Raw genomic sequence first — 20346 nt, forward strand, 5'->3', positions numbered from 1 at the left:
GTCCTACGGGAGGACCTGAACGGTACTGGGCGCGCCGGAAGAGGCCACCGGCCGGAACACCGGTACGATCACGCGCCCGCGTCGCACCGGCGCTCCGGCCGCCTGGTTCAGTTCTCCGCCGAAGCCTTGCGGTAGGGCAGCACCTCGTCGATGATGCCGTACTCCTTGGCCTGCTCGGCGGTGAGGATCTTGTCGCGCTCGACGTCGGCGCGGACCTCTTCGAACGACTTGTTCGTGTGCTTGGCCAGCGTGGTCTCCATCAGCCGGCGCACGCGCTGGATCTCCGCGGCCTGGATCTCCAGGTCCGAGACCTGGCCGTAGGTGCCCTCGGTGGCGGGCTGGTGGATCAGCACGCGCGAGTTCGGCAGCGAGAACCGCTTGCCGGGGGTGCCGGCGGCCAGCAGCACCGCGGCGGCCGAGGCGGCCTGGCCGATGCACATGGTGACGATGTCCGGCCGGACGTACTGCATGGTGTCGTAGATCGCCATCAGCGCGGTGAACGAGCCACCGGGCGAGTTGATGTAGATGGTGATGTCGCGGTCGGGGTCCTCGTGCTCGAGGTGCAGCAGCTGGACCATCACGTCGTTGGCCGACGCGTCGTCCACCTGCACGCCGAGCATGATCTGCCGCTCTTCGTACAGCTTGTTGTACGGGTTCGACTCCTTGATCCCGTAGCTGGTCCGCTCCACGTAGGAGGGCAGCACGTACCGGGACTGGGGAAGGTGCAAGTTGCTCATTTGAAAGTCTCCTCTACCTTCCCGGTCAGCTGCTCGCGTCCGGCAGCGGGTTTTCCCTGGTCAGCACCTGGTCGACGAAGCCGTACTCGCGGGCCTCCTCGGCGGTGAACCAGCGGTCGCGATCGGCGTCCTTGGTGATCTGCTCGAAGGTCTGCCCGGTCTGCTCCGCGGTGATCCTGGCCAGCTCCTGCTTCCACTTGCCGAAGACCTCGGCCTGGATGGCGATGTCGGAGGCGGTGCCGCCGACGCCGGCGGAGGGCTGGTGCATCAGGATGCGGGCGTGCTGCAGCGCGTAGCGCTTGCCCGGGGTGCCGGAGGAGAGCAGGAACTGCCCCATCGAGGCGGCCAGGCCCATCGCGTAGGTCTGCACGTCCGGCTTGATCAGCTGCATGGTGTCGTAGATGGCGAAGCCCGCGGTCACCGAGCCGCCGGGCGAGTTGATGTAGAACCGGATGTCGGACTCGGCGTCCTCCGCCGACAGCAGCAGCAGCTGCGCGGTGATCCGGTTCGCGACCTCGTCGTTGACCTCGGAGCCGAGCACGACGATGCGCTCGGCGAGCAAACGCTCGAACACCGAGTCGGTCAGGTTGAGTCCCGCGGTGCTGGTCCGCCCCTCGGGCAAGTGGTGCGTCACGTGTGCCTGCCTTTTCGCCGGTTCAGATCTTGTAATCGACCCTAACGAACTCGGGCGGGCCGGAATGCCCGACACCGCCCAAGTTCGCTCAGAGCATTACTTCTGGCTTGCGGTTTCCCCCGCCGGAGCCTCGGTCACCTCGGAGCCCTCGGCAGCCGCGCCCTCGTCAGCCTCGACAGTGTCGTCCCCGCCACCGAACAGATCACTCAAGTCCAGCTCGGCCCCGTCCGCACCGGTGACCGTGGCGCTGCGGACCACGGTGGCCAGCGCCTTGCCCCGGCGCACGTCGGCGTAGATCGCGCCGAGCTGGCCGGACTGCTGGGCCCGCTGCACGTACTCGTCCGGGCTGATGCCGAAGCGCTGGGCCTGGTAGATGATCCGCTCGGTCAGCTCGCCGTCGTTGACGTCGACGCCTTCCTTCTCGGCGATGGTGTCCAGCAGCAGCTGCGTGCGGACCGCCTTCTCCGACTCCTCGCGGGCCTCGGTCTCGAACTGCTCGACCGTGGTGCCCTGCGCTTCCAGCGACTTCGCCCAGGCGGCCTCGTCGTGGTCGAACGGGTGGATGGCGTCGTGCTTGCGGCTCTCCAGCTCGCCCTCGAGCACCTTCTCCGGCACCGGCACCTCGGTGCGCTCCAGCAGCGCCTCGAGCACCTTGTCGCGGGCCTGCACGCCCTGCTGCATGCGCTTCATCCGCGACAGCCGCTCGCGCAGGTCGGCCTTCAGCTCGTCGAGCGTGTCGAACTCGCTGGCCAGCTGGGCGAACTCGTCGTCGGCCTCGGGCAGCTCGCGGTGCTTGACCGTCTGCACGGTGACGCTGACCTCGGCGTCCTTGCCCGCGTGCTCACCGGCCACCAGCTGGGTGGTGAAGGTCTTGGTCTCGCCGGCGCTCGCGCCGATGATCGCCTCGTCGATGCCGTCGACCAGCTGGCCGGAGCCGATCTCGTAGGACAGGCCCGAGGTGGTGGCGTCCGGCACCTCTTCACCGTCGACCGTGGCGGACAGGTCGATCGAGACGAAGTCGCCGTTCTCCGCGGGGCGCTCGACGCCGGTCAGCGTGCCGAAGCGGGCGCGCAGCTGGTCCAGCTCGGCGTCGACCTCGGCGTCGTCCAGCTCGACGTCGTCCACGCTGACCTCGATGCCGGCGTAGTCCGGCAGCTCGATCTCGGGGCGGACGTCGACCTCGGCGGTGAACTCCAGCACGTCGCGGTCCTCGAGCTTGGTCACCTCGAAGTCGGGACGGCCCAGCGTGCGCACCTCACCGGCCTGCACGGCCTCCAGGTACTTGGCCGGGATGACCTCGTTGACGACCTCGTCGAGCACCGGCGCGCGGCCGATCCGGCTCTCCAGCACGCGGGCGGGCACCTTGCCCGGCCGGAAGCCGGGGATCCGAACCTGCTGCGCGATCTTCTTGTAGGCGCGGTCGAAGTTCGGTTTGAGTTCGTCGAACGGCACCTCGACATTGATCTTGACTCGCGTCGGGCTGAGCTGCTCGACGGTGCTCTTCAACTTCTTCTCCTCGAGCCGTGACGGTGTTGGGACGGTGTAGCGAACGATCCTGGACGGATGCCCCCAGGTCACAGGTGGACCGGGACGTCCGAGTCTAGGCCAGCACCCGGCCGCCGCTGTGGCCGGGCGGGGCCTACCGGCCAACTCACCCTTGTCCGACATCACCCATTCGGGTCACAGTTAGCGGTGTCATAACGCTGTTGTGCAGTGGTGCGGGTGGTCAGGGGGTGGAAGTGGACGGTACGGGCGCGCGTGAGCTGCCCGCTCCGGGCGTGAGCCTGCCGCCGGTGGCGCTGCCGACGGCCGCGCTGTTCGCCGGTGGCGGGGCGGCCTGGGCACTGGGCGCGTGGCTGGCGCTGACCGGGCGGGCGCCGCTGTGGGCCTCGATCGCGCTGCAGGCGGTGGCCACGGTGGCCCTGTTCGCCGTGGCGCACGAGGCGATGCACCACGCGGCCGGACGGCTGACCACGGTCAACGCCCTGCTGGGACGGCTGGGCATGCTCTTCGTCGCCGCCTACGGCGCCTTCCCGCCGGTCCGCCACCTGCACCTGGAGCACCACCGGAACCCCGGCGGGCACGCCGACGTGGCGGGCTGGACCGCCCGCGCGCCCGGCTGGCAGCTGCCGCTGCGCTGGCTGACCGTCGACTTCTGGTTCATGCGCCACTACCTCGGCCGCCTGCACCACCGCCCGGCGCGCGAGGTGCACGAGACCACCGCGGTGGCCACGCTCGCCTTCGGCTCGATGTTCGCGCTGGTCGCCGGCGGGTACAGCGTCGAGCTGCTGCTGGCCTACCTGGTGCCGCAGCGGATCGGGCTGGCGCTGGTGGTCGTGCTGTTCGACTGGTTCCCGCACCGCAAGCTGCCCGCCTGCCCCGGCCCCGACCGGCTGCGCGTGGCCTGGGTGCACGTGGGGTTCGAGCGGCTGGCCGGGGTGCTCACCCTCGGGCAGAACTACCACCTGGTGCACCACCTGCACCCGGCGATCCCGTTCTACCGCTACCGCCGGGTGTGGCGGCGCAACCTCGACGCCTACCTCGACCTCGGGGCGCCGGTGCGCAGCCTGGGCGGGCGCGAGCTGAGCGCCGCCGAATACCGCGAGTCGCGCTGGTTCCCGCCCCGGCCGGCGGCCGAGCCACCGGTGGAACCCCCGCCCCGGCGGCTGCGCGTCTTCCACTCGCTCGAGGTCATCGGAGTGGAGCGGGTCGGCGACGACGCCGCGGCGGTCCGCTTCGCCGTGCCGGAGGACCTGGTGGACACCTTCGAGTTCGTGGCGGGCCAGCACGTGACCGTGCGGGCGCTGGTCGACGGGGTGCCGCTGCGCCGCAGCTACGCGTTGTGCCCGGCGCCGCGCGGTGAGCTCCGGATCGCGGTGAAGCGGGTCGAGCGCGGGCCGTTCTCCACCGTGGTGACGCACGCCCTGCGCCCCGGCGACCGGCTGGACGTGCTGCCGCCGTCGGGTGAATTCACCCTCGAACCCGATCCGCGGCGGTCGCGGCACTACGTCGGCCTGGCCGCGGGCAGCGGGCTGCCGCCGATCCTGACCATGTTCGCCACCGCGCTGGAGACCGAGCCGCACAGCCGGGCCACGCTGCTCTACGTCAACCGCAGCGGCTCGACCACCATGCTCGCCGACGAGGTTTCGGCGTTGGCGAAGCGGTTCGACGGCAGGCTCCGGGTGGTGCACTACCGCACCGACGAGCAGGACCCCGAACTGCGCCGGGGCCGCGACTTCCAGCCGGTGGACGCGATCAGCGAGGTGCTCGCGGTGACCCACGAGCAGTTCGTGCGGGGCAGGCTGGACACCGCCAGGCTCTCCGCGCTGCTGGACGGGCGGCTGCACCCGGCGAAGGTGGACGAGTGGTTCGTCTGCGCGCCGCGGACGCTGGCCGAGCACACCCTGCGCGTGCTCGCCGAGCACGACGTGCCCGCCGAATGCGTGCACCACGAAGCGTTCGACGTGGACACCGCGCCGGAGCCGCTGCCCGAACTGCGGACCCGCCGGGCCGACCCGCCGATCCGGCTGTCCTGATCGCTTTTCCGCCGAACGGGAACAGGTGATTCAGCACCATTCCGGCGTGGCGCACGGTGATTGACCAATATCGCCGTCGGCGCAGGAAGAACAACTGGTCAACTGAGCCATCCGGGTAAGTTGCCGGCAATTCCGCCGCCACCCCGGTCCAGCGGCGTAACCTCACGGCCCATCCCGCCTGGAAAGGGGTGCGCCATGCTGGAAACCCCCGATCCGGCGGTGGGCGCCGGCGGCGCGGACACCGCCGTCCGGCTCGCCGAGAACACCCCGGGCGTTCCGGAGGTGGTGGCCACCAACGGCCACGGCCGGAACGGGGACACCGGGACGGGCGCCCCGGCGGCGGCCGAGGCGGGCACCACCGCCCCGCCGCCGATCCGCCCCGCGCCACCGGTTCCGGTGCCCGAGCGCCTGGTGCGCGGGCGCTACCGCAGCGCGTCGGGGGAGCTGGCTGCTGACCCTGCGGGTGGACGTGGACGGCCACCGCACCACCCGGCGGGCCAGCGGCGACTTCTTCACCGCTTCCGGTTCGGCCACCGCCTATTTCGGCTCGTTCGCCGTGCACTCCCCGACCGTGACCACCACCGCGGCCCAGATCCGCGTCGAAGGCACCGGCACGTCCACCTGGACGGCCGGTGCGCCGAAGCTCCGGCTCACCATTCCGCGCGCCTCGTTGTTCGAGCACCCGAAACCGGGCACGCTGGAATTCCTGACCGTTTCCGGCGGCGCGGGCGCGACCTACCTCTGCCCGTTCGATTCGGGTTTCTTCCGCACCATTTCCTACGAACAGGATTCGGTGGCGGGCACGGTCCCGTTCGTCTCCTGCGACACCGGCTCGCTGCCGCAGCCGCCGAGCAGCCCGGCGCGGGTGCTCACCGTGCCCGGCGCGTTCGCCGAAGCCGGGGTCGAACTGCTGACCACCGGCGGCACGAACGTGGTGCCGGTCGGCGGGGCCGGCGCGAACACCAAGTGGCGCGACGCCGAACTGCACGCCGCGATGACCAACCACTTCAGCCGGTTCGCCGACGCCCCGCGCTGGCAGGTGTGGCTGCACCCGTGGCAGAAGAACCTGGCGAACCCGCCCGCCCCGCTCGGCCCGAACGGCGGCCTCGGCGACCTGTCCTGGATGAACTGCGACTGGAAGTACCAGCAGTCGCCGGGTGGTCCCGGTGGCGTTCTACCGCGACGTGGTGATGGGCGCCAACGCCTTCGGCACCGGTGCCGCCGACGTCGACCCGGACCTGTCCGACCAGCCGGTGTTCGACAACTCCGGGCCGGCGCTGGAGCTGCGCTCGCCGAAACCCGGGTTCGCCCACGGGGAGCCGGTGGTGGTCGAGCTGAAGCTGTCCGGCACCGGGCTGCGTGGCCGGGAGACCCACGGTTACCTGCACCCGCACGACGACCTGGTGTCGATCGCCGTGCCGCAGCCGTCGGGCCGGACCGTGCGGTACCGCCCGATGCTGCGGCACTGCGTCGACGAGGACCGGTCGGTGCGGGTGGGCGTCGGCACGCCCGCGCTGCACGAAAGCGCGTACCTCGGCTACGGCGCCGACGGATTCCTCTTCGAGGCCCCGGCACCTACCGGCTGCGTGCGGTCTACGTCGCCGGTGACGGCTCGCGGGTGCTGTCGCCGGTGCTGCGGGTGCTCGACCGCTTCGGCGACCACCCGCTGGCGGTGTACGGGCGGCTGGTCAAGGGCGTCAACGAGCAGCGCGACTTCAAGGAGCTGACCGCGGACAAGGCGCTGCGCGTCCGCGAGGCCGACGGCACCGCGGCGGCGGCGTTGCTCGGGCAGGTGGCCGAAGCCTCGTTCGCGGACGAGGACGGCGTCGACAACCTCACCCTGAACCCGGCCATGCGGACGCAGGCGCGGGCGTAGGCCAAGGCCGGCCACCTCGACCAGGCCCGCGACGTGCTGCGGCAGCTGGTCAGGACCTTCGAGGGCAAGGAGCTCGACCCGTTGGTGCTGGAGGGGATCCGGCAGCAGGCACGGGAAACGCTGACGGCCATCGAAGCGGGGGCGGGCGAGTAGCCTTCCCGGTATGGAGCCAGGGCAGCCAGGTGATGACCGCGGTTCGGGGCCGGACGTCGCCCGGCTGTCCGTCCCGGACGGCGAGGTCCTGCGGGGTGGGGGTGCGCTCGCCGTGGCCGCGCAGGACTTCGGGCACCTCGTGCACTGCCGCCCGGCGGCCGTGGTCCGCCCGGCTTCGCTCGCCGACCTCACCGCGGCGATCACCTTCGCCGCCGAGCACGGCCTGCCGGTTTCCGCCCGCGGTGCCGGGCATTCGCCGTTCGGGCAGGAGCAGGCCGAAGGCGGGCTGGTGCTGGACGTGCGCGGCCTGCCGCCCGTGCGCGAGGTGCACGGCACCGAGGCGGTGGTGGACGCCGGGGCCACCTGGCACGAGGTGCTCGACCTGACCCTGCCGCACGGGCTGACCCCGCCGGTGCTCACCGACTACCTGGAGCTGACCGTCGGCGGCACGCTGGTGGTCGGCGGCATCGGCGGCGCCGCGCACCACCACGGCACGCAGACCGACAACGTCACCGAGCTGGAACTGGTGACCGGCACCGGCGAAGTCGTCACCTGCGGGCCGGGTTCGGCCCTGTTCGACGCCGTCCGCGGCGGGCTCGGCCTGTGCGGGGTGCTCACCAGGGTGAAACTGCGGCTGGTGCCCGCGCCGGCGACCGCGCGCCGCTGGAAGCTGTACTACCGTTCGCTCGACGCCTTCCTCACCGACCAGCGCACCGTCGTGCGTGACGGCCGATTCGACTACGTGGAGGGCCAGTCGCTGCTCGGTGAAGACGGCGAATGGACGCAGCTGCTCGAAGCGGTCACCTATTCGTCCGCCTCGTTGGCGGATCTGCGATTCGACCGGATGGAGGTCGAGGACACCACCTATTTCGACTTCCTGAACCGAATGGAAGAAGGCGAAGCCGCGTTGCGCGCGGAGGGCAGCTGGTTCCACCCGCACCCCTGGCTGAACGTTTTCCTGCCCGACGAGGTGGCCGGTCCGCTGGTCGCCCGGACCCTGGCGAACACCCGGCGGGCGGACCTCGGTGACAGCGGATTGGTGATGCTCTACCCCGTGCGGGCGAGCGCCGTGCGCACCCCGTTGCTGCGAGTGCCCGCCGGGGAGCTGGTGTGGCTGTTTTCCCTGCTGCGCACCGGAAAACCGGCGGACCCGGTGGAGAACGCCCGGCTGCTGCGGCTCAACGCGGGGCTGTACCGGCAGGCGAAGGCGCTGGGCGGCACGGTGTACCCGTCGAACGCGCTGCCGATGACGCCGGCGGACTGGTCGGCGCAGTTCGGACCGGCGTGGGAAGCGCTGACCGCGGCCCGGCGCACCCACGACCCGCACGGTCTTTTCGGCGCCGGGCAGGGGCTGCGCACGCGGTGGTCCGGCCACCCGGAAATGCATTAGGACAGTGCACCCGGGTTAGCCGGAAACTCACGAGTATCACTCGGAAAGAGCATGAACTCCCGCGTGGAGCCTGGTTAGGCTGTTGCCCCGAAACAGCGTTTCGACCGGCTTCTGCAAACACCGCCGAACTCGACCGGCGGCCGATTCCCGTTATTGTCGCGCGCCAAAAACAATGACGAGTCAGGACAAAAGATGACCCGTGCGGACTCCGCCGGAGCACCCGTCGCGCCGCCGCGGGACATCCACTCACTGGCGCAGTTCTTCGAACGGACCTGCGACCGGTACCCGGACCGGATCGCCGTGGAGTGCGGGCCGGAACGGCTCACCTACCGGGAGCTGGACCGGCGGGCGAACCGGCTGGCCGAGCTGCTGCGCGAGCGCGGCACCGGCCCCGGCGACCGGGTCGGCATCCTGCTCGGCCGCTCCCCCGAGATCTACACCGCCCTGCTGGGCGTGCTCAAGTCCGGTGCCGCCTACGTGCCGCTCGACCCGGCCTTTCCCGGCGAGCGCCTGGAATTCCTCGCCGGGGACGCCGGGCTGCGCGGGGTGGTGACCAGCCCGTCGCTGCGGGAACGGGCCGCGGCGCTCGGCCCGCCGGTGTTCGACCTCGGCACGCTCGCCGGGGAACTGGCCGCGCTTTCCGGTGACCGCCCGGAAACCGCGATCGAACCGGGCAGCGCGGCCTACGTCATCTACACCTCCGGCTCCACCGGGCGGCCCAAGGGCGTGGTGATCTCCCACGCGAGCATCGTGAACTTCCTCCTGGTCGCCACCCCGGTCTACGGCGTGACCGCCGAGGACCGGGTGTACCAGGGCATGTCGATCAGCTTCGACTTCCACCTGGAGGAGATGTGGCCCGCCTGGGTGGCCGACGCGACGCTGGTCGCCGGGCCGGTGGACGCCAGCCGCTTCGGCGAGGGCCTGGCCGGATTCCTCGCCGACCACCGGATCACCGTGTTCTGCGCGGTGCCGACGCTGCTGACCACGATGGAGACCACCCCGCCGTCGGTGCGCTGCCTGCTGGTCAGCGGCGAGGCGATGCCCCAGGACCTGGTCCGCCGGTGGGCGGCGCCGGGCAGGCGGATCCTCAACTGCTACGGGCCGACCGAGGCCACCGTCTCGGCCAGCTGCCGCGAACTGCACCCCGATCGGCCGGTGACGCTCGGCCGCCCCTTTCCGAGCTACCGCTTCTACCTGCTCGACGAGAACCTGCGCGAGGTACCCGACGGCGCCGAGGGCGAGATCTGCATCGGCGGCCCCGGGGTGGCCATCGGCTACCTGAACCGGCCCGAGCTGACCGCCGAACGCTTCGTGCCCGATCCGGTGGTGACCGGCCGCGCCGGAGCACCACGGGTCTACCGGACCGGGGACCTCGGCAGGCGCACCCCCACCGGCGAGTACGAGTACCTCGGCCGGTTGGACACCCAGGTCAAGATCCGCGGGTACCGGATCGAGCTCGGTGAGATCGAGCAGCTGATCCGCGAGGACGAGGCCGTCGAGAACGCCGTGGTGGTTCCGTTGTCCGCCAACGGGGTCGTGCGCGACCTCGCGGCCTACGTGACGCTGCACCACGACGACGACCACGACGGGTTGCGGGAGCGCGTGCACACCCACCTCCGGCGCAAGCTCGCCGCGTACATGGTGCCCGCCCACCTCGAAGTCCTCGATCGGTTTCCCCTGCTGGCAGCGGACAAGGTCGACCGCGCGGCACTGCCACCGCCGGTCTCCCCGCCGCTGGGCTCCGGTTCCGGGCCGCGCTTGGCCCCGGCCACGGAACTGGAGTCCGAGCTCGCCGCGATCTTCGCCGAAGTCCTCGGGGTGCCGGGGGTTTCGGCGGGCGCGGACTTCTTCTGCGACCTCGGCGGGCACTCGCTCACCGCTGCCCAGGTGGTGTCCCGGCTGCGGCAGCGCCCCCGGCTGCGCACGCTGGCCGTGGGTGACCTCTACGAGCACCCGACCGTGCGCGCGCTGGCCGAGTACGCCGAGACCGCGCTCGGGGACTCGGCCGAACCGGACGCGGAGGCACCCGCACCGCTGCGGCACTCCACCGCCCGCTTCGTCGCCTGCGGACTCGCGCAGCTGGGCCTGCTCTACGGCTGGCTGCTGGTGCTGAGCGTGCCCGCGCTGGTACTCGGCTACGCCATCCAGCTGCAGCTGCGGATCTGGCCGGTCGACCTGCCGGTGCACGGGCCGGTGGTGGTGCTGGCCGAGCTGGGCCTGCTGCCGCTGGCGGTGCTGTGCCTGCTGTGGTTTTCCCTGACGTTGTTCCTGCTGCCCGTGCTGGGCAGCCGCCTGCTGCTGCGTAAGGTGCGGCCCGGCTGGTACCCGCTGTGGGGCCGCACCTACCTGCGGCACTGGTGCTACGGCCGGCTGGTCGCGCTCGCCCCGGTGGCCCTGCTGACCAGCACCCCGCTGCTGCCGCGGTACCTGCGGTTGCTCGGCGCGAAGGTCGGCTCGGACTGCCACCTCGCCACGCAGTTCGTCGGGCTGCCGAAGTTCGTCGAACTCGGCGACGGGGTCAGCCTCGGGGTGCTCGCCAGGGTGCAGCCTTACCTGGTCCGCGACGGCTGGCTGCGGATCGCGCCGATCCGCATCGGCGACGGCTGCTTCGTCGGCTCGAACAGCCTGGTGCTCGCCGGTGCCGCCCTCGGCGACGGGGCCGCGCTCGGCCCGCAGTCGCTGCTGCACGCCGGCCAGCGCGTCGCCGCCGGCGAGTACTGGGCCGGTTCCCCGAGCCGCCGGCAGCCCGCGTTCCCGGCGCTGCTGCGGGACCTGGCCGCGAATCCGCCGGACCGCCGCTGGCGCCCCGGGGTGGTCCTCGGTTACCTCGCCGGGGCGCTGGTCCTGCGGTTGCTGCCGTTGCTGGTGGTGCTGCCCGCGGCGGTGCTGGTGCTCCACGCGGCGGGTACCGGCGGCCTCGGCTGGGCGGCGGCCGCCACCGTGGCGGGCGGGCCGCTGCAGGTGCTGTTCAGCTGCCTGCTGCTGATCGCGGGCAAGCGGCTGGTGCTGAACTCGGCCCGGCCGGGGATCTACGCCTGGCGCAGCGGGTTCGGCGTCCGGCTGTGGTTCACCGGGCACCTCGTGCAGTTCAGCCTCGGGGTGCTCAGCACGATCTACTGCACGCTCTACGTGATCCCGTTCCTCCGCGGGCTCGGCATGCGCCTCGGCCGCTGGTCTGAAGTGGCCGCTCCCGCGTTCGCCGATCCGGACCTGTGCCGGGTCGGCGAACGCAGCTTCCTGGCCGGCGGCGTGGTGCTCTCGCCCGCGGTGCACCACGCCGGCCGGATCTGCCTGGCCACCGCGGAACTGGACCGCCGCGCCTTCGCCGGCAACCAGGCCCTGCTGCCCGGTGGCTGCAAGCTCGCCGAGCAGAGCCTGCTCGGGGTGCTGTCCGTGCCGCCGGAACGACCGGCCGGGCCGGAGACCACCTGGCTGGGCTCACCGCCGTTCCTGCTGGTGCGCCGCCAGCCCAGCCACCGGTTCCCGGCCAAGTACCTGGACCAGCCCACGCCCGGGCTGATCGCCGGGCGGCTGGTGATCGAACTGGCCAGGGTGGCGCTGCCCGAGGTGATCCTGCTGCTCTCGGCCGTGCTGGGGTTCTGGCTGATGAGCCAGGCCGGTGCGGTGCTCGGCGCCGGGGTGCTGCTGCTGATGCCGCTGCTGTGGTGGGCCACCGGGCTGTTCGGCACCGCGCCGGTGATCGCGCTGAAGTGGCTGGTGATGGGCCGGTACCGGCCGCGCACCGAACCGTACTGGGGGCTGTGGGTCCGGGGCACCGAGCTGATCACCGGGCTCTACCAGACCGTGGCGCAGCGCACGCTGATCGCGCAGTTCCTCGGCACGCCGTGGGCCGCGCCGGTGATGCGGTGCTTCGGCGCCCGGATCGGCAGGCGGGTCTGGTTCAACGACGCCGCGATGACCGAGTTCGACCTGGTGGAGATCGGCGACGACGCGATGATCGGCGAGCACTGCGACCTGCAGACCCACCTGTTCGAGGACCGGGTGATGAAGATGTCGCGGGTCCGGGTCGAACCGGGCGCGACCATCGGCACCCACGCGGTGGTGCTCTACGACGCCGTCGTGCGCACCGGCGCCTACGTCGACGCCTTCTCCCTGGTGATGAAGGGCGAAGAGCTGCCACCGGGCAGCGGCTGGCGCGGCATCCCGGCCCGTCCGCTGTGACACCGACCGAAAGGAACGCTGGTGACCCGACTGCACGAACCGACCTTCGCCGCGGACTACCGCGCGCTGCACCACGAGGTGGTCCGCGGTGTCCGGCTGGGCGGCCTGGAGCTGTCCGTCATGCACGGCAACGGCAACGTGATCGCGGTGGTCGACGCCGACGCCGGCGACCTGCCCGCCGCGGTCGTCGACGGCGACTTCGCCCGCACGCTGTGCCAGTCCTTCGGGGAACCGAGGGTGGACGGCGTCGCCTTCCTCCGCACCTCGGGCGGGTTGTCGATGACCTACTTCGAACGGGACGGCACGCATTCGGCGATGTGCGGCAACGCGTTGCGCTGCGTCACCCGGTACTGCGCCGACCGCGGCCTGATCCACGGCACCGCCTCGGTGCGCACCGACGACGGCCACAAGCGCGTGTCCGCGATGGACGGCCGCATCCAGGTCGCGCTCGGGCCCGGCCGCGAGTTCCGGCGGGTCGGCCCGGAGACGTACTTCGCCTACACCGGCCTGCCGCACCTGATCGTGCTCGTCGGCGACCTGGACGCGGTGGACGTGCGCACGCGTGGCGCCGGACTGAGCCACGACGAGGACCTGTGCCACCGGCTGGAGCACCCCGAGGGCCTGCACGTGGACTTCATGAGCCGCGAACCCGGTGGCGTGGCCATCCGCACGTACGAGGTCGGGGTCGAGGACGAGACGCTGGCCTGCGGCACGGGGGTCGCCGCGTCGGCGTACGTGGCGAGCCGGGTCTGGGGGTTCGGCTTCCCGCTGGGCATCCGGACCAAGGGCGGCGAGATGGTCGTCGACTCCGGTGAGCACGGCCTGCTGATCAGCGGGGTGACCGGGTACCTGTTCCGGACACCGCCGAGGAGCGCGCCATGACCGTTTCCGAGCGGCTGTCCGCCACGACGGCGCCGCGCGTCCACGGTGACCTGCCCGGTCCGCGGTCGGCGGAGTTCCTGGCCAGGCAGCAGCGCTGGGAGTCCAACGCCCGCGTCTACGGCAGGCACTTCCCGATCGCCATCACCGAGGCCGAAGGCAGCTACCTCCGCGACGCCGACGGCAACGTCTTCCTCGACTTCCTCGCCGGTGCGGGCGTGCTCTCGCTGGGGCACAACCATCCCGAGGTGATGCGCGCGGTGTTCGAGCAGGCGGGCAAGCTCACCCACGCGCTGGACTTCCCCACCCCGGCCAGGGACGAGTTCATCGCCGCCCAGCTGTCCATGCTGCCCCCGCGGCTGCGCTCGCGGATGAAGGTCCAGGTGTGCGGGCCGACCGGGGCGAACGCGGTGGACGCGGCGATCAAGCTGTGCAAGACCGCCACCGGCCGCGGTGAGATCATCTCCTTCCAGGGCGGGTTCCACGGCTCCAGCCACGCCGCGATGGCGCTGACCGGGCTGGTCACGCAGAAGCAGCCGGTGCCGAACGGCATGCCCGGCGTGCACTTCTTCCCGTACTCCTACTGCACCCGCTGCCCGCTCGGCCTGTCCGCCGACAGCTGCGAGACCAACTGCGCCGGTTACCTGGAGCAGGCGTTGCACGACCCCAACGGCGGCATCCCGCGCCCGGCCGCGGTGGTGCTCGAACTGGTGCAGGGCGAGGGCGGGGTGGTCCCGGCGCGGCCGGAGTTCGTGCGGCGCGTGCGCGAGCTGACCCGGTCGCTGGACATCCCGCTGGTGGTCGACGAGGTGCAGACCGGCTGCGGCCGCACCGGCACCTGGTTCGCCTTCGAGCGCTTCGGCATCGAGCCGGACGTGGTGGTGGCGTCGAAGGCGCTGAGCGGGATCGGCATCCCGGTCTCGCTGGTGCTCTACGACCGGCGGCTGGACAGCTGGGCCCCCGGCGCGCACACCGGCACCTTCCGCGGCAACCAGCTGGCCTTCGCCGCCGGGGTGGAGACCGTGCGCGTGGTGAACCGGGACAACGTGCTGGGCAACGTGCAGGCCCGCGGTGAGCAGCTCGCCGCCCGGCTGGCGCCGCTGCGGGAACACCCGTGGGTGCGCGAGATCCGCGGCCTCGGCCTGATGCGCGGCATCGAGCTGGCCAACCCCCGGCTGGGCCAGACCGCGTCGGCGCTGGTCACCTCGGTGCAGGCGCACGCCCTGCGCCGGGGCCTGATCGTCGAACTCGGCGGCCGCGACGACAGCGTGCTCCGGCTGATGCCCCCGCTCACCGTCACCGCCGCCCAGATCGACCTGGCCTGCGACATCCTCATCGACGCGATCATCGACTGCTGCCCCTGAGCGGCCCGGCCGGTCTGTCCGCTGTGGACGGACCGGTCACCCTGGGCGGGCACCGCCCAGCGGCCCCCGCTTCGGCTCGGCTCGGCGAGTCAGCGGTCGCCGAGCATCTCGCGCAGGTGGGCCAGCAGTTCCGCCCGGCTCCCCGCACCCAGTCGCTGCCGCATGCGGGCCATGTGGTGTTCGACCGTTTTCGCCGAGATGAACAGCCGGGCACCGACCTGCTTGTAGGTCATGCCGCCGAGCACCAGTTCGGCGACCTGCAGTTCGCGATCGCTCAACCGCGCCGAGCCCGGGGTGTCCTCCGCCGCGGCGGACTCGGCGGCGGCGGCCGGGACGGACGCCCCGCCCTGCAGCATCCGCGCGCAGTCCAGCAGCGACACCATCGCCTTCCGGTCCGTGGTGCGGATCGCCGCCTGCCCGGCCAGTCGGGCCCCGTCCCACCAGAGGCCGCAGGCCCGCAACGCCTGCGCGGCGGCCTCCACCTCCTCGGCGTCGATGTCCCCGGACAGCACCTTCAGCCAGCACGCCGCCGCGTCCGACACGGCCGCGAAGTACGCGCCGTGGCCGGCGCACGCGGCCAGCGCCGCCGCGTGTTCCTTCGCCTCCGCCGCCCGTTCCGCGATGATCGCGGCGTGGAGTTCGCTCCAGTGCAGCGAAGCCGCCCACAGCGGCGGATCCCCGAGTCCGTTGAGGACGGCGTGCGCCTGCGCCAGGTGCGGGGCCAGCCGGTCGCGCTCACCCAGCCGGGCCGCGGCCATGGCGAACTCGCCGAACGGCAGGAAGGAGAACAGGTCCACCGGGTGCCGGATCACCGCTTCGCAGGCCACGCCCCAGATCCGCCGCAACGCGGTCAGGTCGCTGGTCCGCCGCGCGAGGCCGACCTCCAGGCCGACCGCGAACAGCCAGTCCCGCGGCTGCCGCACCTCCTCCGCCGCGTTGAGCCGCTCCACCGCCAGCGCCGCGTCCCCGCGCACCATGGCGATCCAGGCCAGCAGCAGCTGGTGCCGCGCCTGCAGGGTGACCCCGCCGGTGCGGGCGGCCAGGGCGCGTTCCAGCAGCGGTTCGGCGATGGTCAGTTCACCGCTGTGCAGCGCGACCAGCGCACCGAGCGCGGCCGGGCTGTCCGGCAGCAGCACCGCCCTGCCCACCGGCTCCAGCATCTCCGCCGAGCTGACCAGAGTGGACAGTGCGGTGGTCGGCGTGCCGCCGACCGACTCCACCACCCCGCGCGCCACCGAGGACAACGCCCCCGAGAGCAGCGTCGGCGGCTCGTCACCGCCGCCTTCGGCCGCCTTCTCCAGTTCCCGTTCGGCCTCGGCACGACGCCCGGTGGCGATCAGGCTGATCGCGGCGAACGCCCGCGACCGGCGGGTGCCCGACCACTGCAGCAGTTCCGCGCTCCGCCCGAGCTGCCCGCGGTGGGTCAGCGCGGTCGCCGCCACCCTGGCCCCGTCCGGCCGCCCGGTCGCCTCCGCCGAGGCGATCACCTCGTCGGCCAGCCGCAGCGCGCCGTCCAGGTCACCGGCCAGCGCCACCGCCTCGGCCCGCCGCGCCCCCAGCTCCCCGGCCGGGCGCCCGGCCGCCACCGCCGCCTCCAGCAGCCGCGCCGCCAGCGCCGGGTCCGTGCCCAGCGCCTCGTCGGCAGCCGCCTCGAAGGCCCTGGCCACGCTCGGCCCGGCGATCGGCTTGCCCAGCCACGGCCGCACCAGCCGCAGCACCGGCGCGCCGCGGTCCAGTTGCAGTTCGACCAGCCGCTGCCGGACCGCCGCGTGCCGCTCGGCGGGCACCAGCGCCCGCAACGCACCGAGCGTGATCGGCAGCAGCCCGCCGTCGGCGCCGAACAACCCGGTCGCCCGCGCGAGGTCGATCACCGCGCTCACGCCCTCGGGATCACGCCCGAGCAGACCGCCCAGCAGGTCGACGTCCGGTCCGGCCCCGGCCTCCACCGCCAGCAGGAACCGCAGCACCCCGGGGTCGGCGCTCTCCAGTTCCTGCCGGATGCCGCCGAACGCGGCCAGCGGCAGCTCCCCGCGCTCGGCCGGCGGCACGGCGGCCAGCGCGGTCACCACCCGGTGCACGTGCCCCGGCACGCCCCCGGTCTGGGCGCGGACGAACTCGGCCAGCCCGGTGGACACCCCGTGCGCGGCCAGGTGCGCGGCGACCTGCGCCTGGTCCAGCGGGCGCAGCAGGATCTGCCCGCGCAGCCGCCCGAGCACCGCGTTCAGCCCGGCCGGGCGCGGCCGCGGGCGGGCGGCGACCACCAGCCCGGTCCGCTCGTCGCCGGTCAGCTGCGCGAGCACCGCCAGTTCCGCTTCGCCGTAGGTGTGCGCGTCGTCGGCCAGCACCAGGTCGGCCGGTTCACCGGCACGCGCCGGGTCGAAGCGCGCCACCTCCAGCCCGGCGTCCGCGCACAGCGCACGCAGGTGGTCCAGCAGCGTGGTCTTGCCGTAGTCCCCGGCCGCGACCACGGCCAGGCGGACCTGGGTGAGCCGGCGCTGGGCGATCGCGGCGCACAGCTGCCGGGTCGGTTCGTCCAGCACCGGCTCGGCGCCCCGGGTCGGCACGGTCAACGGCTGTCCTCTCGCTCGGGTTCTCGGGCGGATCGCCTGCGCAGCGGATTGGTGAAGCGTTTCGGCGCCTCCAGCGGGGTCACCTCCACCGGCGGCCGCGGGGGCGGCGGACCGAGGTCCTCCGCGCCCGCCTGCTCCAGCGTCCGCGGGATCAACGCGGTCGACTCCTCCACCGGCGGCCCCGCCTGCCGTGGCCGCGGGGACGGTTTCCTGGTCTCCCCGGCCAGCCGGGGCCGGGCCACCAGTGCCGCGCCCCGGCACACCGCCGCGGCGGGATCCGGGTCGAGCAGCACCGGGCAGCTCAGCGCGGACTCGGCGAGGAAGGTCACCAAGGGTATCCGCGCGCCTCCGCCGACGAACAGGGCGGCGGCCAGTTCCCCGTCCGGCACCGGCCCGGCGAGCCTGCTCAGCTGCGCCACCGCGGCCGTGAGCACCGGCCTGGCCAGCTCCTCCAGCTCCGTCCTGGTCACGTGCACCTCACCAGCCGAGCCGGCCGAGCCACCCGGGTCCGGCAGCGGCACGGTCAGCGAGGCCGACGGCGCCACCGACAGCCGTTCCTTGGCCAGCACCCCGGCCACCCGGAACCCGGCCATCGGACCCCGCAGGCCCGGGTCGGCGTGGTCGGGCAGCTTGACCCCGGACCGCGCGAGCACGTGCTCGGCGAGCAGGTCGTCGATCCGGGCGGCACCCCGGCCGGGTCCGCTCTCGGTGTGCGCGAGCAGGTCGAAACCCACCTGCGTGCGGCGGACCAGCGCCGCCTCGACGTGCTCACCGCCGATCCGGCAGACCGCCAGCACCGAACCGGGTTCCAGCGCCTCACCGTCCGCACCGGCCGCGTGGTTCTCCGCCGCCGCCACCGGCTTCGGCAGCAGCAGCACCCCGGGCAGCCCCGCCGCCTCCAGCCCGGTCCGCAGCGCCGCCCGCCGGTGCGGGCCCCAGCCGGCCGGGTGCGCCACCACGATGCGGTCCGCCGGGCCGCCGAAGGACTCCGCCACCTGGTCGGCCACCCAGCCGGCCAGCGAAGCGGTCAGCACCTCGGCGGTGTAGCGGTGGTGGCCGAGCACCAGGGGCACCGGGTCGCCCGAGCGGCCGAGGAAGCCGCGGGCGGTGCACTGCGGTTCGGTGATCCCCCGCCGGGCCGCCTCCTGCCCGAAGGCCACCGACCCGTCCGGTGCCACGTGCAGCACCGACTCCACCCAGCGGGCGTCGCCGTCGAGCGCGACCACCTGCGGCTCTCCCCAGGAGGCCCCGACCCGGCGGCAGACCGCGGCGGTGGTGCGGGTGTGCCCGAGGTCGATCCCCAAGACGTACGGCATGCGGGCGAGTTCCTCACGAGCTGACGCGGACGGTGTTCCTTCCTACCAAGAACACACCCTGTGCCGGGGTCCCCCATGCGGAAGGGTGAACCGGCCCCTAATCCCCTAACCGCCGGGGGGCCGTCCCAAGTGCAGGTTAGGGCACCGCGACCGGTGCCATCCCCGATGCGGCAACCGGCCCCCCTTACCTAGCGTGAACCACGCACAACCCCCCGCCCTAGGAGTAACGAGTTGTCCCCCTCCGGCCAAACCCTCCAAGACTTCGTGCTGAGCCTGCTCACCGACGAGGCCGCCAGGTCCGCCTTCGACGCCGACCCGGCCGCGGCGCTGTCCGGCGCCGGTCTGCAGGACGTCACCGCCCAGGACGTCCAGGAGGTCGTCCCGCTGGTCCTCGACTACGCGCCCGGCGGTGTCTCGGAGCGCTCGCTGGAGGAGTCCGGCCTGGCTTCCCCCCTCGGTGACGCGGCCGGTGCCGAGGGCGCCATCCAGCAGTTGCAGGCCCTGACCCAGGTCGCCGACGGCGGGGCGCTGCCCGAGCTGCCCCGTCTCGAGGACCTGACCGCCTCGTCCTTCGCCGAGGACACCCCCCTCGGCTCCATCGCCGGTGCGCACGAGGTCACCCCCGAGGGCCTCGCCGCCACCGGCGCCTACGCCGGTGAGCAGCTCAGCGGTTCGGCCGCCGCTTCGGCGGGCCCCGGCGGTGCCGCCGGGGCCGTCGCCGCCGCCAGCGACGCCGCCGACCTCGGCAGCTCGGTCTCCGGTTCGGCCACCGGCGCCGCGGCGTCCGGCGGCATCGCCAGCGACCCGCTCTCCGCCGGGTTCGCCGGTGCGGGCGGTGCCGACAGCGTGAACACCGCGTTCGGCGCGGCCGGCCCGCTCGGCGGCTTCGGCGGCGACCTGTACACCTCCGGCCAGGACGTCGCCGGTTCGCTGAACATCGCCGGTCAGGAGTACTCGTTCGACAGCGGCACGCTCGCCGACCTCGGCGGCAACCACCTCGCCGGTCTCGGCGACACCGGTTCGCTCGACTCCTCGGTGCTGCCGCGGGCCGGTGACGAAGCCGCCTCGGCCACCTCCGGCACGCTCGCCGGATACGTCTCCACCGGGGGCGAATGGCTGGCGGGCGGCGCTGCCGCCGGTGGCCACTCCCTCGGCGGTTACCTCACCGGCGCGCTCCCGGCCGAGCAGGTGGAGGCGATCGACGTCGGCACCGAGACGATCTCCGGTCAGATCGCCGCCGGCACCGGCCAGCTCGCCGACCACCTGGAGAACCTGCCGGTGGACCTGCCCGAGCTGCCCGCCGAACTGCCCGAGGCACCCGCCGACCTCCCGGCCGAGCTGCCCAAGGGCGACCTGCCGGTGGACGTGCCCGCCGACCTGCCCTCGGAGTTGCCGGTGGACCTGCCGGACCTGCCCGAGCTGCCGGTGGTCAACCCGCTGCCCGGCACCGGCGGCGGTGCCTCCGACAGCCCGCTCGGCCAGCTGAACCCCGGTCACCACCTGCCTGACCTCGGTGATCTCACCGGCGGTCTGCTCGACCTCTAGCCAACGGCGACTACCTCCCCTGTCGAGCCCGCGCCAGCTACACCGCTCGGCGGTCGCCTCCCCGTGGGGGGGGGGGGGGGGGGGGGGGGGGGGGGGGGGAGGGGGGGGGGGGGGGGGGGGGGGGGGGGGGGGGGTGGGGGGGGGGGGGGGGGGGGGGTGGGTGG

General features: G+C 73.1%; 12 protein-coding genes. 7 read left to right on the forward strand and 5 right to left on the reverse strand.

Annotated elements, in window-relative coordinates; translation table 11 throughout:
• Positions 1 to 107: 107 nt before the first annotated feature.
• The 3 genes from AC07EG_RS39075 to tig form a co-directional block, all read right to left on the reverse strand.
• A complete protein-coding gene (locus AC07EG_RS39075) occupies positions 108 to 737 on the reverse strand; it encodes an ATP-dependent Clp protease proteolytic subunit (RefSeq protein ID WP_478258332.1) in 630 nt (209 codons plus the stop codon).
• Between the two features lie 25 nt (positions 738 to 762).
• Complete coding sequence (locus tag AC07EG_RS39080) at positions 763 to 1371, reverse strand: ATP-dependent Clp protease proteolytic subunit (protein ID WP_478258333.1); 609 nt, start codon at positions 1369 to 1371, stop codon at positions 763 to 765.
• Between the two features lie 96 nt (positions 1372 to 1467).
• A complete protein-coding gene (gene tig, locus AC07EG_RS39085) occupies positions 1468 to 2877 on the reverse strand; it encodes a trigger factor (RefSeq protein WP_478258334.1) in 1410 nt (469 codons plus the stop codon).
• A gap of 233 nt (positions 2878 to 3110) precedes the next feature.
• Here tig and AC07EG_RS39090 point away from each other — a divergent pair, with 233 nt between their 5' ends.
• The 6 genes from AC07EG_RS39090 (at position 3111) to AC07EG_RS39115 (ending at position 14751) form a co-directional block, all read left to right on the forward strand.
• Positions 3111 to 4907 carry a fatty acid desaturase gene (locus tag AC07EG_RS39090; RefSeq protein ID WP_478258335.1) on the forward strand — a complete coding sequence of 599 codons (1797 nt, stop codon included), beginning with the start codon at positions 3111 to 3113 and terminating at the stop codon, positions 4905 to 4907.
• A 463-nt stretch (positions 4908 to 5370) separates the two neighbouring features.
• Positions 5371 to 6783 carry a hypothetical protein gene (locus AC07EG_RS39095; RefSeq protein ID WP_478258336.1) on the forward strand — a complete coding sequence of 471 codons (1413 nt, stop codon included), beginning with the start codon at positions 5371 to 5373 and terminating at the stop codon, positions 6781 to 6783.
• Positions 6784 to 6946: 163 nt separating this feature from the next.
• On the forward strand, positions 6947 to 8326 hold the full coding sequence (locus tag AC07EG_RS39100) for an FAD-binding protein (protein ID WP_478258337.1): 1380 nt from the start codon (positions 6947 to 6949) through the stop codon (positions 8324 to 8326).
• Between the two features lie 192 nt (positions 8327 to 8518).
• Complete coding sequence (locus tag AC07EG_RS39105) at positions 8519 to 12508, forward strand: Pls/PosA family non-ribosomal peptide synthetase (protein ID WP_478258338.1); 3990 nt, start codon at positions 8519 to 8521, stop codon at positions 12506 to 12508.
• 21 nt (positions 12509 to 12529) lie between these two features.
• Positions 12530 to 13390, forward strand: a complete 861-nt coding sequence (dapF, locus tag AC07EG_RS39110; RefSeq protein WP_478258339.1) for a diaminopimelate epimerase — start codon at positions 12530 to 12532, stop codon at positions 13388 to 13390.
• On the forward strand, positions 13387 to 14751 hold the full coding sequence (locus AC07EG_RS39115; RefSeq protein ID WP_478258340.1) for an aspartate aminotransferase family protein: 1365 nt from the start codon (positions 13387 to 13389) through the stop codon (positions 14749 to 14751). Before dapF ends, AC07EG_RS39115 begins: the two co-directional genes overlap by 4 nt.
• Before the next feature lie 89 nt (positions 14752 to 14840).
• On the opposite strand, the gene AC07EG_RS39120 is transcribed toward AC07EG_RS39115, so the two are convergent.
• Positions 14841 to 17315: a LuxR C-terminal-related transcriptional regulator gene (locus tag AC07EG_RS39120; protein WP_478258343.1), complete on the reverse strand. Its 2475-nt coding sequence runs from the start codon at positions 17313 to 17315 to the stop codon at positions 14841 to 14843.
• A gap of 2 nt (positions 17316 to 17317) precedes the next feature.
• Positions 17318 to 18637 (reverse strand): Hsp70 family protein, encoded by a 1320-nt coding sequence (locus AC07EG_RS39125; protein ID WP_478258341.1) that lies wholly within the window; start codon positions 18635 to 18637, stop codon positions 17318 to 17320.
• A 231-nt stretch (positions 18638 to 18868) separates the two neighbouring features.
• Between AC07EG_RS39125 and AC07EG_RS39130 the strand changes: the two genes are divergently transcribed.
• Positions 18869 to 20182 carry an IniB N-terminal domain-containing protein gene (locus AC07EG_RS39130; RefSeq protein WP_478258342.1) on the forward strand — a complete coding sequence of 438 codons (1314 nt, stop codon included), beginning with the start codon at positions 18869 to 18871 and terminating at the stop codon, positions 20180 to 20182.
• The last annotated feature ends 164 nt before the right edge of the window (positions 20183 to 20346 follow it).

This window comes from Amycolatopsis sp. NPDC045836 (assembly GCF_056431745.1).

Bases quoted from the DNA above. Each gene is read 5' to 3' on its own strand.
- AC07EG_RS39075 (WP_478258332.1), bottom strand. From the start codon at position 737: ATGAGCAACTTGCACCTTCCCCAGTCCCGGTACGTGCTGCCCTCCTAC.
- AC07EG_RS39100 (WP_478258337.1), top strand. From the start codon at position 6,947: ATGGAGCCAGGGCAGCCAGGTGATGACCGCGGTTCGGGGCCGGACGTC.
- AC07EG_RS39105 (WP_478258338.1), top strand. From the start codon at position 8,519: ATGACCCGTGCGGACTCCGCCGGAGCACCCGTCGCGCCGCCGCGGGAC.
- AC07EG_RS39115 (WP_478258340.1), top strand. From the start codon at position 13,387: ATGACCGTTTCCGAGCGGCTGTCCGCCACGACGGCGCCGCGCGTCCAC.
- AC07EG_RS39125 (WP_478258341.1), bottom strand. From the start codon at position 18,637: ATGCCGTACGTCTTGGGGATCGACCTCGGGCACACCCGCACCACCGCC.